Origin of the sequence: uncultured Megamonas sp. (assembly GCF_958438645.1) — a bacterium.
Lineage (GTDB): Bacteria > Bacillota > Negativicutes > Selenomonadales > Selenomonadaceae > Megamonas.
This window is the reverse complement of the sequence record NZ_CAUBSM010000001.1, coordinates 236,251-249,793: the sequence shown is the minus strand read 5'-3', so window position 1 is coordinate 249,793 and position 13,543 is coordinate 236,251. Positions and strand designations below refer to the sequence as shown.

15 protein-coding genes and 1 tRNA gene are annotated in these 13,543 nt (G+C 30.8%); 10 read left to right on the top strand and 6 right to left on the bottom strand.

Annotated features, from left to right (window positions below; all coding sequences use genetic code 11):
• Positions 1 to 18 precede the first annotated feature (18 nt).
• Genes Q5I67_RS01220 through rsmI form a run of 3 tightly spaced genes read left to right on the top strand, consistent with a single transcriptional unit; the run spans position 19 to position 2,467 of the window.
• The gene (locus Q5I67_RS01220; RefSeq protein WP_008538724.1) at positions 19 to 846 is read left to right on the top strand and encodes a stage 0 sporulation family protein; all 828 of its coding nucleotides are present in this window, start codon (positions 19 to 21) and stop codon (positions 844 to 846) included.
• Complete coding sequence (locus Q5I67_RS01215; RefSeq protein ID WP_302486187.1) at positions 836 to 1,591, top strand: tRNA1(Val) (adenine(37)-N6)-methyltransferase; 756 nt, start codon at positions 836 to 838, stop codon at positions 1,589 to 1,591. The genes Q5I67_RS01220 and Q5I67_RS01215 overlap by 11 nt, the downstream gene beginning before the upstream one ends.
• An 18-nt stretch (positions 1,592 to 1,609) precedes the next feature.
• Positions 1,610 to 2,467 carry a 16S rRNA (cytidine(1402)-2'-O)-methyltransferase gene (gene rsmI, locus Q5I67_RS01210; RefSeq protein ID WP_296897201.1) on the top strand — a complete coding sequence of 286 codons (858 nt, stop codon included), beginning with the start codon at positions 1,610 to 1,612 and terminating at the stop codon, positions 2,465 to 2,467.
• Between the two features lie 85 nt (positions 2,468 to 2,552).
• Here the strand turns inward: rsmI and Q5I67_RS01205 are convergent, their stop codons facing one another.
• On the bottom strand, positions 2,553 to 3,560 hold the full coding sequence (locus tag Q5I67_RS01205; protein ID WP_302486114.1) for a hypothetical protein: 1,008 nt from the start codon (positions 3,558 to 3,560) through the stop codon (positions 2,553 to 2,555).
• Between the two features lie 129 nt (positions 3,561 to 3,689).
• Here Q5I67_RS01205 and metG point away from each other — a divergent pair, with 129 nt between their 5' ends.
• From metG to Q5I67_RS01175, 6 genes are all read left to right on the top strand, one after another.
• Entirely contained in the window at positions 3,690 to 5,639 is a 1,950-nt protein-coding gene (gene metG, locus Q5I67_RS01200) for a methionine--tRNA ligase (protein WP_302486113.1), read from the top strand.
• Positions 5,639 to 6,403 (top strand): TatD family hydrolase, encoded by a 765-nt coding sequence (locus Q5I67_RS01195; protein ID WP_302486112.1) that lies wholly within the window; start codon positions 5,639 to 5,641, stop codon positions 6,401 to 6,403. Before metG ends, Q5I67_RS01195 begins: the two co-directional genes overlap by 1 nt.
• Before the next feature lie 389 nt (positions 6,404 to 6,792).
• The gene (locus Q5I67_RS01190) at positions 6,793 to 7,782 is read left to right on the top strand and encodes a 3D domain-containing protein (protein WP_302486111.1); all 990 of its coding nucleotides are present in this window, start codon (positions 6,793 to 6,795) and stop codon (positions 7,780 to 7,782) included.
• A gap of 217 nt (positions 7,783 to 7,999) precedes the next feature.
• Positions 8,000 to 8,566, top strand: coding sequence for a ribonuclease M5 (gene rnmV, locus Q5I67_RS01185; protein ID WP_117585005.1), 567 nt, complete (start codon positions 8,000 to 8,002; stop codon positions 8,564 to 8,566).
• 24 nt (positions 8,567 to 8,590) lie between these two features.
• Positions 8,591 to 9,454: a 16S rRNA (adenine(1518)-N(6)/adenine(1519)-N(6))-dimethyltransferase RsmA gene (gene rsmA, locus Q5I67_RS01180; RefSeq protein ID WP_302486110.1), complete on the top strand. Its 864-nt coding sequence runs from the start codon at positions 8,591 to 8,593 to the stop codon at positions 9,452 to 9,454.
• 3 nt (positions 9,455 to 9,457) lie between these two features.
• Positions 9,458 to 10,213 carry an exodeoxyribonuclease III gene (locus tag Q5I67_RS01175; protein WP_296897805.1) on the top strand — a complete coding sequence of 252 codons (756 nt, stop codon included), beginning with the start codon at positions 9,458 to 9,460 and terminating at the stop codon, positions 10,211 to 10,213.
• A 44-nt stretch (positions 10,214 to 10,257) separates the two neighbouring features.
• On the opposite strand, the gene Q5I67_RS01170 is transcribed toward Q5I67_RS01175, so the two are convergent.
• On the bottom strand, positions 10,258 to 10,785 hold the full coding sequence (locus Q5I67_RS01170; protein WP_302486109.1) for a hypothetical protein: 528 nt from the start codon (positions 10,783 to 10,785) through the stop codon (positions 10,258 to 10,260).
• Between the two features lie 127 nt (positions 10,786 to 10,912).
• Here Q5I67_RS01170 and Q5I67_RS01165 point away from each other — a divergent pair.
• A tRNA-Leu gene (locus Q5I67_RS01165) sits at positions 10,913 to 10,999 on the top strand.
• Positions 11,000 to 11,066: 67 nt separating this feature from the next.
• Here the strand turns inward: Q5I67_RS01165 and Q5I67_RS01160 are convergent.
• The 4 genes from Q5I67_RS01160 to Q5I67_RS01145 form a co-directional block, all read right to left on the bottom strand.
• Positions 11,067 to 11,900 carry a hypothetical protein gene (locus tag Q5I67_RS01160; RefSeq protein ID WP_296897801.1) on the bottom strand — a complete coding sequence of 278 codons (834 nt, stop codon included), beginning with the start codon at positions 11,898 to 11,900 and terminating at the stop codon, positions 11,067 to 11,069.
• Between the two features lie 23 nt (positions 11,901 to 11,923).
• Positions 11,924 to 12,583 carry a DUF805 domain-containing protein gene (locus tag Q5I67_RS01155; protein WP_302486108.1) on the bottom strand — a complete coding sequence of 220 codons (660 nt, stop codon included), beginning with the start codon at positions 12,581 to 12,583 and terminating at the stop codon, positions 11,924 to 11,926.
• 244 nt (positions 12,584 to 12,827) lie between these two features.
• Complete coding sequence (locus Q5I67_RS01150; protein WP_302486107.1) at positions 12,828 to 13,115, bottom strand: zinc ribbon domain-containing protein; 288 nt, start codon at positions 13,113 to 13,115, stop codon at positions 12,828 to 12,830.
• A gap of 25 nt (positions 13,116 to 13,140) precedes the next feature.
• Entirely contained in the window at positions 13,141 to 13,539 is a 399-nt protein-coding gene (locus Q5I67_RS01145) for a hypothetical protein (RefSeq protein ID WP_115151070.1), read from the bottom strand.
• Positions 13,540 to 13,543: the final 4 nt, after the last annotated feature.

Genomic DNA, 13,543 nt, shown 5'->3' with positions numbered 1-13,543 from the left:
TAGACAGGAGGGCACTTTGTGCAGACCGTTGTAGGTGTAAGATTTAAAAAAGCTTGTAAAATATATTATTTTGGGTTAGGTGGATTGGAATTAGCCCAAGGTGATGGTGTAGTAGTAAAAACTGCTCGTGGCGTTGAATTTGGAACAGTAGTTATAGGGCCTCGTGATGTTCCAGATTCAGAAGTTGTACAGCCATTAAAAGACGTACAAAGAAAAGCAACACAAGAAGATATTGATAAATTGGCAGAAAACAGCGAAAAGGAAAAAGAAGCATATGCTATTTGTGAAGAAAAAATTCGCTTGCGTGAATTGCCAATGAAGCTCATCAGCGTAGAATATACACTTGATGTGAATAAGATAATTTTTTACTTTACTGCTGAAGGTAGAATTGACTTTAGGGAATTAGTAAAAGACTTAGCAGCAGTATTTCATACTCGCATTGAACTTCGTCAGATTGGCGTACGCGATGAAGCAAAATTATTAGGCGGAATAGGTTGCTGTGGTAGACCACTTTGTTGTGCTACTTTCTTGGGCGATTTTGAACCTGTATCCATTCGCATGGCAAAAGACCAGAGTTTATCTTTAAATCCGACAAAAATATCTGGTATTTGTGGCCGTTTGATGTGTTGTTTAAAATATGAAAATGATTTATATCAAGGTTGTTGTAAACAAAATAGTATTATTGCTCCACCAAAACAGGGCAGTCGTGTAGTATCTATGGAAGGCGAAGGAAAAGCTATTTCTATCAATATGCAAAAACGCACTGTAACTGTATTATTAGACTCTAAGAAAACAATTGTGGCTTCATGGGAAGATGTTGTAGAAAAAGATGACGATGATATCTGATTGGAATTCAAGATTAAAAGAAAATGAACGTATAGATGATTTATTAGCTGGCGGATTGAAAATAATTCAAAATAACAAAGAGTTTTGTTTTTCTATTGATGCTGTATTATTAGCACATTTTGTAACTGTACGTAAAAATGCTAGAGGATTAGATTTAGGCACAGGAACAGGAGTTATTCCCTTATTATTATCTAATAGAGCGATGAAAATGGACGCTTTGGAGATAAATCCTGTAACTTGTGAAATTGCCAAACGCAATATGATAATGAATAAATTGCAAGATAAAATCTGTGTTCAAGAAGGAGATTTATGCAAGATAAAAGAATACTATAGACCTCAATCTATGGATTTTGTCGTGTCTAATCCGCCTTATCGTCAAATAAATCAAGGTCATTTAAATATTTTAGATGGAGTGGCAAGAGCTAGACATGAAATAACTGCTACACTTGATGATGTAGTTCGAGCAGGCAGTTTCGTATTGAAGCGAAAAGGCCGTTTTGCTATGGTACATTTGCCAGAGCGATTAGGTGAAATCATGGTAGCTTTTCATAAATACAATATTGAAGCAAAAAGATTGCAATTAGTACAACCAAAGCGAGAAAAAGCACCAAACATTGTTTTGATTGAAGGAGTCAAAGAAGGTGCTCCTGGTGGATTGAGTGTGGAGCCAGCACTTATCGTTCATGAGGATAACGGTGAATATACAAAAAAATTGATGGAATATTATTATCCAGATAGATTGTAAGATGCGAGGTGAATATATATGATAGAAAATAAATATGGCTGTTTGTATCTAGTAGCTACACCTATTGGAAATTTAGAAGATATGACTTATCGTGGAGTTAGAATTTTAAATGAAGTGGATTTGATAGCGGCTGAAGATACGAGAAATACACGAAAATTATTATCACATTATGATATTCATACAGCTCTTACAAGTTATCATGAGCATAATAAATTTGAAAAAGGACCAGAGCTAATAGAAAAATTAAAAGAAGGTCAAGATATCGCCGTTGTAAGTGATGCGGGCCTTCCTGGAATTGCAGATCCTGGGACTCATTTGGCACAACTTGCGATTCAAGAAAACATAAAAGTAACGCCTATTCCTGGAGCAAATGCAGCCCTATCAGCACTTATTTGTTCTGGTATAGACACAAGAAAGTTCACTTTTGTAGGATTTTTGCCTAAGACAAGTAAAAAGCGAAAAGAATTATTAGAGTCTATAAAATTTAGAGAAGAAACATTGATTTTTTATGAAACACCATATCATTTAAAAGATATGTTAAAAGAATTGATGAATATTTTAGGTAAAGATAGACAAGCTTCAACTTGTAGAGAGCTTACGAAAAAATTTGAAGAATTTAATCGTGGCACTTTAGAAGAATTAGTGAATTTCTTTCATGAAAATGAACCTCGTGGTGAATTTGTAGTTATTGTATCTGGTGCTACAGAGGAAATGATAAGTGAACAAGAGGATATAAAAGAAAATATTTCACCTGTGGAATATGTGCAAGATTTGCTTGAAAAGGGTATAAATAAAAAAGAAGCTATGCGTATGGCAGCAAAAGCTTTAAATATGAGTAGACGAGATATTTATCAAGCTTTATTAAAAGAAGATTGATATATTCATGATATAAAACAAAAACTCTGCATATATCTTAATTTTTATTTTAAGATATATGCAGAGTTTTTTTTGAGGAATTTAATTAAAGATTAGATAGTAAAGTTGTTTCAGTTGGCTGAGGTAGTTTCGTTTCTGGAAGTGGAATAGAAGAATCCTTGATATCTTGCGGAACTTTATCAACTTTAGTTTCATTGATATGAGCAAAGTCGATGTTTAAGTTAAATTTACTGAGATTTAAATAGTTTTTAAAGGTATTGCGTAATACATAACCATTTACATCGGAAAATTCTTCATCAGGAATACTATCTAAAACTTCATTGCCAAATTCTTGAATATTATTGGAGAAATCTGTTTTTAGTTTAGTTATATAGAGTGATTTTTTATCAATGGTTATTTCGTAAGAGATTTTTCTAGGTTTAGCTAAGATTTCTGCTAATTTTGGATTTTTTTCTAAAAGATTATCTAATTTAGCTAAGTTTTCGTTGTCATCTTTAGCATAAAGTGTTTTAATTTGTTTTTTTATGCTTTCGTCAAAAATAGGTCTAGTATAAGTTACATAAATTTTGGTAGTATTTTCATTTACATCATACATAAAGATATTAGTGATATTTTGTGTAATTTTATCTAGATTAAATTGTTTTTGACCAAGAAAAACTTCATTGATGTTATTTGGTAATGCTGTACTAGATATATACCATTGATCAGGATTTACATTACTTATAACAGGAGTAGTTTTCATTTTTAAATATTGATTTAAATTATTATCAGTAATCTCAGTATAAAATTGAGTTGTAGCTTTAAATTTAATAGTATCTATCCAACTGTCGAAGGAAATAACCATATTGCCAGAAGTATTCATTAATTCAGAATACTTACCGTCAACATCAATGTCACCATCAGCAAGTGGACTTGTCATAGATAAATTGATTTTATAAGTCAGATTTTGAGCATTGGCGGTATTTTCTACAGCTTGTTTGAGATAATCAATGGCTTCATCTTGTGCTTTATTAGCAAAAGCTGTGCTACTGAAACAAAATACAAATAGAGATAATAGTAGAATTAATAAATGTTTCGATTTCATAGTATTCATAGTATCGCCACCTTATACTTTTTCTTTAATTATACCATAGATTATTAGTAGGTTAATATTTTTATTATGGATTTTTTTGTATTTGTTGTATAATAAATTAGATACAAATTTTTAAAGGAGGAATTATTGTTGGCTAAACAATCTTTTTATATAACTACGCCAATTTATTATCCTAGTGCAAAACTTCATATCGGTCATGCATATTGTACAACAATTGCAGATAGTATTGCTCGTTATAAACGTTTATCCGATTTTGATGTATTTTTCTTGACAGGTTCTGATGAACACGGTCAAAAAATTGAACAGAAAGCTGAAGAACAAGGTGTTACACCTATCGAATATGTAGATAAAATTGTTGCTGGCTTCCAAAATTTATGGAAAAGATTAAATATCTCCAATGATGATTTCATTCGTACTACACAAAAACGTCATGAAAGAGTAGTACAAGAAGTTTTTAAACGCATTTATGAAAAAGGCGATATTTATAAAGGTGAATACAAAGGTTTATATTGTACACCTTGCGAAAGTTTCTGGCTTGAACGTCAATTAGTTGATGGTAAATGCCCAGATTGTGGTCGCGAAGTAAAAGAAGTAGCAGAAGAAGCATATTTCTTTAAGATTTCTAAATACGCTGATCGTTTACTTGAATATATCGAAAAAAATCCAGATTTCATTCAACCAGTATCCCGTAGAAATGAAATGATTAATTTCATCAAACAGGGCTTGGAAGATTTATGTATTTCTCGTACATCTTTTGATTGGGGTATTCCTGTACCAATTGATCAAAAACATGTAATTTATGTATGGTTTGATGCACTTACAAACTACTTAACACCAATTGGATATTTAGATGACCCAGAAAAATTCAACAAATTCTGGCCAGCAGACCTTCATCTCGTAGGTAAAGAAATCGTTCGTTTCCATACAATTATTTGGCCAATAATCTTAATGGCACTTGATTTACCACTTCCTAAAAAAGTATATGGTCATGGTTGGCTCGTAGTTGATGGCGACAAAATGAGTAAATCCAAAGGAAACGTAATCGATCCAATCGGTTTAATTGATGAATTTGGTGCAGACGCTATCCGTTATTTCTTACTTCGTGAAATCAACTTAGGTCAAGATGGTAACTTCTCTCGTGATGCTTTAATTCAACGCATTAACTCTGACCTTGCAAATGACCTTGGAAATTTATTACACCGTACACTCAGTATGATTAATAAATATAATAAAGGCATTATCGAACAGCCTGGCGATATCCGTGAAGTAGACCAAGCATTGATTGACGATGCTGCAAAAACTATTGCTGAATATAAAAATTATATGGATAATATGAAACTCAGCGATAGTATCAAACTTGTATGGTCATTCATCAGCCGTACAAATAAATATATTGATGAAACTACTCCATGGGTTTTAGGTAAAGATGAAGCTAGAAAAGCCGAATTAAATCGTGTACTTTATGATTTAGTAGAAAGCTTACGTGCAATCAGTGTAATGATTGAGCCATTCATTCCTACTACAGCTCGCCGTATTTGGGCTCAATTGAATTTACCACAAAACTTTGATGAAATTCGCATCAGCGATATCGAAGGTTGGGGCAAAACTCCTGTAGGTATTCAAATCAATAAACCAGAACAGCTCTTCCCTCGTATTGAAATCGAAGAAGAAAAACCAGAAGCTAAAAAAGAAGTAAAAGAAAATAAAAAGGCTAAAAAAGAAGAACAAAAAGCACCAGAAAAAGCTAAAGCAAATGAAGATGGCATGATTGGTATAGAGGATTTTAGCAAAATTGATTTACGTGTAGTAGAAATCTTAGCTGCTGAACCTGTACCAAAAACAGATAAACTCATGAAAATACAAGTTTCTTTAGGCGATGAAGAAAGAACTGTAGTATCTGGTATTGCTAAATTCTATAAACCAGAAGATTTAATTGGCAAACATGTAATCTTAGTTGCTAATTTAAAACCTGCAAAGCTTCGTGGTGTAATGAGTCATGGTATGCTTTTAGCTGCTTCTAAAGGCGATGAACTTCAAGTAGTAGAAACTACAATGCCTGTAGGTAGTAAGGTGAAATAATGTTAGTAGATACACATGCACATCTTGATGATTTAAAATATGAAGAAGATAGACAAGAGGTAATAGCTAGAGCAAAAGCTGAAGGTACAACAAGAATTATCACTATGGGTGATACGATGGAGTCTTCATTTAATGCTATCAAAATTGCAGAAAAATTTGATGGTATTTTTGCAGGAGCTGGAGTACATCCACAAGAAGCTTTGAGTATACAAAGCAATAAAGATTATGATACTTTAGCAGAACTTATGACTTTGCCAAAGGTAAAAGTTTTAGGTGAAATTGGCTTAGATTATTATTATGAAAATGCTCCTCGTGAAGTTCAGCGTGAAGTATTTATTCGTCAATTAGATGTAGCAAGACAAATGCATATGCCAGTTAGCATACATGATCGTGATGCTCATGGTGATACTATGGCGATTTTGAAAAAAGAAGGAAAAGGAATTACAGGCTCAATACATTGTTTTTCTGGTAGCTATGAGATGGCAAAAGAATTATTGAAGATGGGCTGGTTCTTAGGTGTTGATGGACCACTTACTTTTAAAAATTCAGCCAAATTGCCAGAAATAGTAGCCAAGATTCCTTTGGATAGATTGCTTTTAGAGACAGATTGTCCATATTTAGCACCAGTGCCAAAACGTGGTAAACGCAATGAACCAGCATATGTAAAATATATAGCAGAAAAAGTGGCAGAGATTAGAAATATTTCTTTTGAAGAAGTAGCAAATCAAACGACTAAAAATGCTATAGCTGTATTTAATTTATAGGAAAAAGGCTTTTCTTTATAATGAAAGAATATTTTCATTTGAGGAAAAGCCTTTTCATTTATAAATAGATATAAATTTTATTAAATTAATATAAAAAATATATAAATAATAATTATATTATTTAATGGCAAAAAAATAGAAAAATGATAAATAAAATCTATAAAAAAATTTTTTACTTTTTTATAAATAAAATGTATTTAAATTCCAAAATTTTTACATGAAATACAGCTTATATTGAGTGTAAATATCCTAATGGGAGCCTTTGTTTGTAAGGTTTTTTACTAGATTACAATTTACAATTTTACAAGTACAAATGTTACATAATTATGAAGAGATTTGACAGAAGTGTAAATTCTTGGTATAATATCTCTTCGTAAAGGAGGAATTCAATGGATTTTAAAAACCTATTAAACCACAATTTAACAAAATGTAAACTAACTGTAGTAGTGATTTTATGTTTTGCAATGGCTACATTGACTGGTTTTGTAACAGCAAATAAAAATATAACAATTGTAGCAGATGGTAATGAAATGGTAGTCAATACGGTCTATGATAATCCAAAGAATATATTGAAGCAGGCTGGTATAAAGTTAAATAATGGTGATGATTATACAGTATCCACGGATAAAATAACAGATAATTCTGTTATCACTATCAACCGTGCTATGCCAGTAAATGTAGAAATTGATGGAGATATAAAAACAGTAAGAACAACAAAGAAAACTGTGGGTGAATTAATATCTTCAATGAATTTAGATGAAGATAAGTATTTTGTTGAGGGTGATAAAAACACTCAGCTACATACTGATGCAAAAGTAAAAGTATTAAATGTTTCTAGTAAATTAGTATTAAGAGATGAAGTACAAAATTATCAGGTTATTAAAGAACCAGATAGTGCTTTGGCTCGTGGTAATGAAGAAGTAATACAAGTTGGCAGAAATGGTTTAAATAGATTATTGGTCAGAGAAAAATATCATAAAGGCGTAAAAGTAGGCGAAGAGGTAGTACAAACATCTCAATTAGTTCGTCCTGTAGATCAGGTTATTCGTGAAGGTACAGCAGAGCCTAAAATACAAAGCACAATAGGCTTGAGATCTTATTCTCAGATGTTGTATATGGAAGCTAGTGCTTATTTACCGTATGATGGTGGCGGTGCTGGATATACGGCACTTGGTATACCTGCTCGTTATGGTGTAGTAGCTGTAGATCCAGATATTATACCACTTGGTACACGTTTGTATATTCCAGGATATGGTGAAGCTATTGCGGCTGATACAGGTGGAGCAATTAATGGATACATGATTGATTTATGTATGGAAGATTATACTCAAGCTATAGCTTTTGGCCGTCGTGGTGTAGAAGTATATATTTTAGATTAATAATTATATAAATTAATTAAAAGTAGTAGGATAGATAGAAAATTATATATATTAATGTAAAATGCAAAAAGAGTCTGTAATTATACAGGCTCTTTTTGCATGGGAAGAATAGCTTTTTACTTGCTTTTGATGATATATTTTTGTTATACTAAAAAAATATGAGTTTATTTTTAAAATAATTTTTGATTTAATTGAAAAATAAGTGAGAAGGTTTTTAATGATAAAAGAAGTTTTAGTTGTAGAAGGAAAAATGGACGTTGTGGCAATTAATAAAGCAGTAGAGGCAGATTGCATTATTACAGAAGGATTTAATTTATTGCCAAAGACTATAAAAAATATTAGAGCTGCTTATGAAAAACGTGGCATTATTATTTTGACAGATCCTGATTCAGCTGGAGAGAGAATTCGCACATATTTAACAAGAAGATTTCCTAATGCAAAGCATGCTTTTGTTCCTTGTGAAGAGGCTACTGCAAATGATGATATCGGTATAGAGCAGGCAAGTCCTGAAGCTATTCGCAAAGCATTAGCTAAGGTGCGTACAATGAACTGGAAACCTAGTGATGAATTTAGTGCTACAGATTTAATTTTAAATCGCTTAAATGGTTTTGCAAATTCTGGTATTCGCAGGGCAAAATTAGGTGCTATCTTGGGGATTGGCTTTGCTAATGCTAAAACTTTTTTACGTAGATTAAATAATTATGGGATCACTAGAGATGAATTTAATCAAGCCTTAGCAAAATTAAATTCAGAAAATGATATTAATGAAGTTGAAAATAAATAATAAAAATTGGAGGAATTTTAATTAATGAAGCAACCTACTATTGCTAATAAGAAGGTTACAAGATATATTTTACAGCGTTTTGGCATTCATATGAGCAAACGCTTAGGTCAAAACTTTTTAATAGATGCTAATATTGTACAGGGCATTGTAGATGCAGCAAATGTACAGGAAAATGATAGAGTATTAGAAATCGGTCCAGGTATCGGTACTTTGACTCAAGCTTTAGCTGAAACTGGAGCAGAGGTTACTTGTGTCGAATTAGATAAAAGATTGCCAGAAGTTTTAGCACATACTTTAGATGCTTATGACAATGTGCGTGTTATTCAAGGAGATATTTTAAAAGTAAATATTCCAGAAATCATGGGTGATAAACCATTTAAAGTAGTAGCTAATTTGCCATATTATATTACTACACCAATTATCATGGCTTTGCTCGAAAAACATTTGCCAATAACAGATATTGTAGTAATGGTACAAAAAGAAGTAGCAGAACGTATGGCAGCACAGCCGGGCGGTAAAACATATGGTGCTTTATCTGTAGCAGTGCAGTATTATACAGTGCCTGAAATCGCTTTATATGTACCACCACGTTCTTTTATGCCACCTCCAGAAGTGGATTCTGTAGTGGTGAATTGTAAAGTCAGACAGACTCCGGCTGTAGAGCTTATTGATGAAAAGATGTTCTTTAGAGTAGTAAAAGCAGCTTTTGGTCAACGCCGTAAGACTTTAAATAATGCTCTAAAATCCATGGGTGTAGATAAAAATATCATTGGTGATGTATTAGATAAAGCTGGAATAGAAGCAACTCGTCGTGGAGAAACTTTGACTATGGAAGAGTTTGGAGCTATTGCTAATATTTTGGCACAAATGGCAAAACAGGAGGCATGATTTATGAAATTTGTTTCTTGGAATGTAAATGGTCTTCGTGCTTGTATGAATAAAGGTTTTATGGAGACTTTTCAAACTTTAGATGCAGATATTTTTTGTTTACAAGAAACAAAAATGCAACCTCATCAATTAGAATTAGATTTACCTGGATATAAGCAGTATTGGAATAGTGCAGAAAAAAAGGGTTATTCAGGTACAGCTATTTTTACTAAAGTAGAGCCGTTAAATGTAAGCTATGGCTTAGGTATAGAAGAACATGACCACGAAGGTCGTGTAATCACTTTAGAATTTGATAAATTCTTTATGGTTTGCGTATATACACCAAATTCTAAGCGAGAATTGGAACGCCTAAACTATCGCATGGAGTGGGAAGATGCTTTTCGCAATTATTTAGTTGAATTAAATAAGCAAAAACCTGTCGTGATGTGTGGAGATTTAAATGTTGCTCATAAAGAGATTGATTTAAAAAATCCTAAGACAAATCGCCGTAGTGCAGGTTTTACAGATGAAGAACGCAGTAAAATGACTGAATTATTACAAGCAGGTTTTGTTGATACTTTCCGCTATCTTTATCCGGATAAAACAAGCATTTATTCATGGTGGTCATATATGCGAAAAGCCCGTGAAAATAATGCTGGATGGAGAATTGATTATTTTATTGTATCTAAAGATATTGAAGCAAATATAAAAGAAGCTGGCATTCACAATGAATTTTTTGGCAGTGACCATTGTCCAGTTAGTTTGGAATTAGATATTTAAATAAAACGGCAATAGACTTTATTTCATGAGCCTATTGCCATTTTTTATTCTTTAAAACTGTATTCGATTATGCTACCAGATGGACAAGAAACTTCTTTTCCTTTAAATAATAGTCCTGAAAAAGGAACGATAATACTACTTGCGATATTAGCATAATTTTTGCCACCTTTTAATTTTAAATCGCAAGGAAATTCTAAAATACTGCCATCAGCTAAGGTGATCTTATTTAATTTTATGCGGATAATGGCACTTTCACCAAGTAATCTACTGCCATGAATTTTAGTAATCATACCTTGTAGTTTTGTATCTTTAGGCAAAATGATTTCGTTGTTAACAACTAAATCTTGGTGAAGACGGAAGTTAATTAAATCGTATTTATGATTAGTTTTACTGTCTAAATTATCTATATTTATTATTTGCATGGTAGTTTTTTCTGGTAAATGTAAATAAGTAGTAGTATTCGTTGTGGTATTTTGGGTATTTGCATTATTTTGAGCATAACTTATGGAAGGTAAGTAAATAATACAAGATAGAAAAATTATTAAAGTGAAAAAAATGGATTTTAAAGACATAAAAAATTCCTTTCATATTAAAATATATCAATATTATAATAGATATATTTAATTAAGTTAAGTCGATAATTTATATTGACAGTATATTTATAGAATGATATAATATTAATGTTGTTTAACACAGCATGCCGAAGTGGCGGAATTGGCAGACGCACTTGACTCAAAATCAAGCGTAGTCCCCTACGTGCCGGTTCGAGTCCGGCCTTCGGCACCACTAGTAAAATCAAGGCTTTACGGGTTTTCCGTAAAGCCTTTTTTGTCGTTTAGAATAAAAATTTATATTATTTAATATTTTTTTGCCCACATTTAGCACAAAACAAATCATTATTTATTTGACCACAATTAGGACATATCCATTCGTTATTTGTTGTAGATAAAATATTGTTTTTGATAAAATTATATTGCAAAGCTACTATTGCATTAGAATTAGGATTGAATTTTACGTGTTTACTTAGATAAATAATATCATTTGAAGAATTAGTTTTATCTTTACAAAGTGTAAGTATATTACTTATATAATCTGAAGTATATTTATTTAAATCATATTTTTCTGGCTGAAAATTTAATTCTTTTATTGGTTCAAATATATAACAATAATCTTCTGAGTTTTCATTTTTAAAAACTATATGTTTATAAGATACACTTGAAATATTTTCTTTTTTAGTATCTTCTTTAAAAAATTCAAAGTATGTGCCATTTACTCCATTTTGATTATAATTATTTGTATCATAAAATATTATGGCTTCAGCTTCTACTCCTTTATCATCTGGCATATAATATATGATTTGTTTTAGATATTGATCATTTTTTTCTAAACTTTCAAGAAGTTTTTTCTTATCGTCTTTTGATAAGAAAAAATATAATCCAATGATGGCGATTAGTATAAACCAAAATATTTCCGAACTTAATATTTTAAAAATGCCATGTACTAAAAATAAGCTTATGCCAAAGCATACGATTAATACAGTTAATAAATTGGAAAAGTGTGCTTGGGCACGCCCTTCGATGCCACCGGTGGTTACCATAGTGTATCTTCTGTTCCACCAAGCATAAACTGCTATGGTAAGAACGATTGTTAAGATAAATATAAATATTAATTCTATTTTTTCTCCCATAAAAGAAAATCCTTTCTTGATTTTTATTTATTTTTATCAGTTATTCCTAATGGATCAGCTCCATATTGATTTTTTCCTTGTGTGCCTTTTTTTAATAATAGATATAAAAAGATACCTAAATATACAATTAAAATAAAATATGTTTTAAATATACTAGTCATTGAATTTGTGTTGGTCATTGAATCGCCAAAAATAATATATAAGGCATCTACACCGGCTAACCAATATGCCCAAGATAAATCTTTAGTGTTTAAATCTTTAAGTCGTCTAACAGTTAGAAAATATTCTGGAATTAAAAAGCAAAGTGACACTATGGTGATAAAAACATCTTCACCTGTTGAGGTATTTCCAAAATCATCAGCCATAATAATAACAAGTCCGATTATGATTATAAATCTTATGATAGATACTAATAGCATACGTTTAAAGTAACGCCATCTATTTAAACGACCATCTTTTTTGAAAAACATATTTGCAAAGGTTTTGTCTGTGATATAAATATCATCATTATTTAAATTATTTGTATTTAGTATTTTTTCTGCAGAAGTTTCTTGATGAATATTATTTTCTGTTTGAACTACAGTATTATTAGCATCATTTTCTGGGATTTTATATCCGCAAGAACCACAAAAAATTGCATCATCATTTAATTTTGTTCCGCATTTTGGACAAAATTTTGCCATGATTTTCATCTCCCTTAAAAATATTAATTCTATCAAATTTACCATAACGCATTTAATATAAAAATACCATTCTTATAAGGGCTGATATTGACACTATAAGTACATTTTTATACAAAAAATAAAAAGAGATAAATTACCTCTTTTTTTGAATAATTAATAAGAAATGTCATATTATGATTTGGTTATGAATGTAAAAATAAGTTATTTTAGTTTTTTATTAATATAATAATTTAAGCTATTATCATTATTTTGATGATGGTATGGTTTTTGATGTTAAAGCTGTTCCACATTTTAAACAAAATTTATCTTCTGGAGAGACTTCTAAACCACAATTAGGGCATTTTAAGGGAATATTTATATTATTATTGTTAATATCACTATTTTTTATTTCTTTTGTATTAGTTTTATTATAAAAATAATAAATAGCATAGCCGATAAGACCTATTATAAATAGAATAACAATAATATCGGTATAAGGAGCTAAAATAACTTTTAATTCATGTTTAAATAATGATTTTAATACACTTTCCATTGTTTACACCTACAGTATTTATATTTTATTTTGCTCTATATTGATGTAGTATTTTTTGCATGATATCTAATCCATCTAAAACAGTTGTAGGATTGCCATTTATATCTAAATACGCTAGTTCAAAACTATTATCTTTATATAATTTAAATTGAGCAGTTAATTTTGCGGGTTTATTGTTCCAGTTGCAATCACCAGTAAATTCAACAATACGATCATTTTTATCGGAAACGAAAGATTTCCATTTGCCATTTTTAAAGAACTGATCAAAAGCTTTACCTACAGGAACATTAGGAGCCATATACATTGTTCCATTTTTTACAGATTGTACGTATTTATCATCACCGCAACCAGCAATTAATATACTCATTAAAGATAATGTTATTATTAGTAATATTAATTTGGGAGATTTAAAATGTTTATTCATATGA

Coding starts and splice junctions, on each gene's coding strand:
- rsmI (WP_296897201.1), top strand. CDS start 1,610: ATGATAGAAAATAAATATGGCTGTTTGTATCTAGTAGCTACACCTATT.
- Q5I67_RS01175 (WP_296897805.1), top strand. CDS start 9,458: ATGAAATTTGTTTCTTGGAATGTAAATGGTCTTCGTGCTTGTATGAAT.
- Q5I67_RS01155 (WP_302486108.1), bottom strand. CDS start 12,583: ATGGCAAAATTTTGTCCAAAATGCGGAACAAAATTAAATGATGATGCA.
- Q5I67_RS01195 (WP_302486112.1), top strand. CDS start 5,639: ATGTTAGTAGATACACATGCACATCTTGATGATTTAAAATATGAAGAA.
- Q5I67_RS01145 (WP_115151070.1), bottom strand. CDS start 13,539: ATGAATAAACATTTTAAATCTCCCAAATTAATATTACTAATAATAACA.
- Q5I67_RS01160 (WP_296897801.1), bottom strand. CDS start 11,900: ATGGGAGAAAAAATAGAATTAATATTTATATTTATCTTAACAATCGTT.
- Q5I67_RS01170 (WP_302486109.1), bottom strand. CDS start 10,785: ATGTCTTTAAAATCCATTTTTTTCACTTTAATAATTTTTCTATCTTGT.
- rsmA (WP_302486110.1), top strand. CDS start 8,591: ATGAAGCAACCTACTATTGCTAATAAGAAGGTTACAAGATATATTTTA.
- Q5I67_RS01215 (WP_302486187.1), top strand. CDS start 836: ATGATATCTGATTGGAATTCAAGATTAAAAGAAAATGAACGTATAGAT.
- Q5I67_RS01190 (WP_302486111.1), top strand. CDS start 6,793: ATGGATTTTAAAAACCTATTAAACCACAATTTAACAAAATGTAAACTA.
- Q5I67_RS01150 (WP_302486107.1), bottom strand. CDS start 13,115: ATGGAAAGTGTATTAAAATCATTATTTAAACATGAATTAAAAGTTATT.
- Q5I67_RS01205 (WP_302486114.1), bottom strand. CDS start 3,560: ATGAATACTATGAAATCGAAACATTTATTAATTCTACTATTATCTCTA.
- rnmV (WP_117585005.1), top strand. CDS start 8,000: ATGATAAAAGAAGTTTTAGTTGTAGAAGGAAAAATGGACGTTGTGGCA.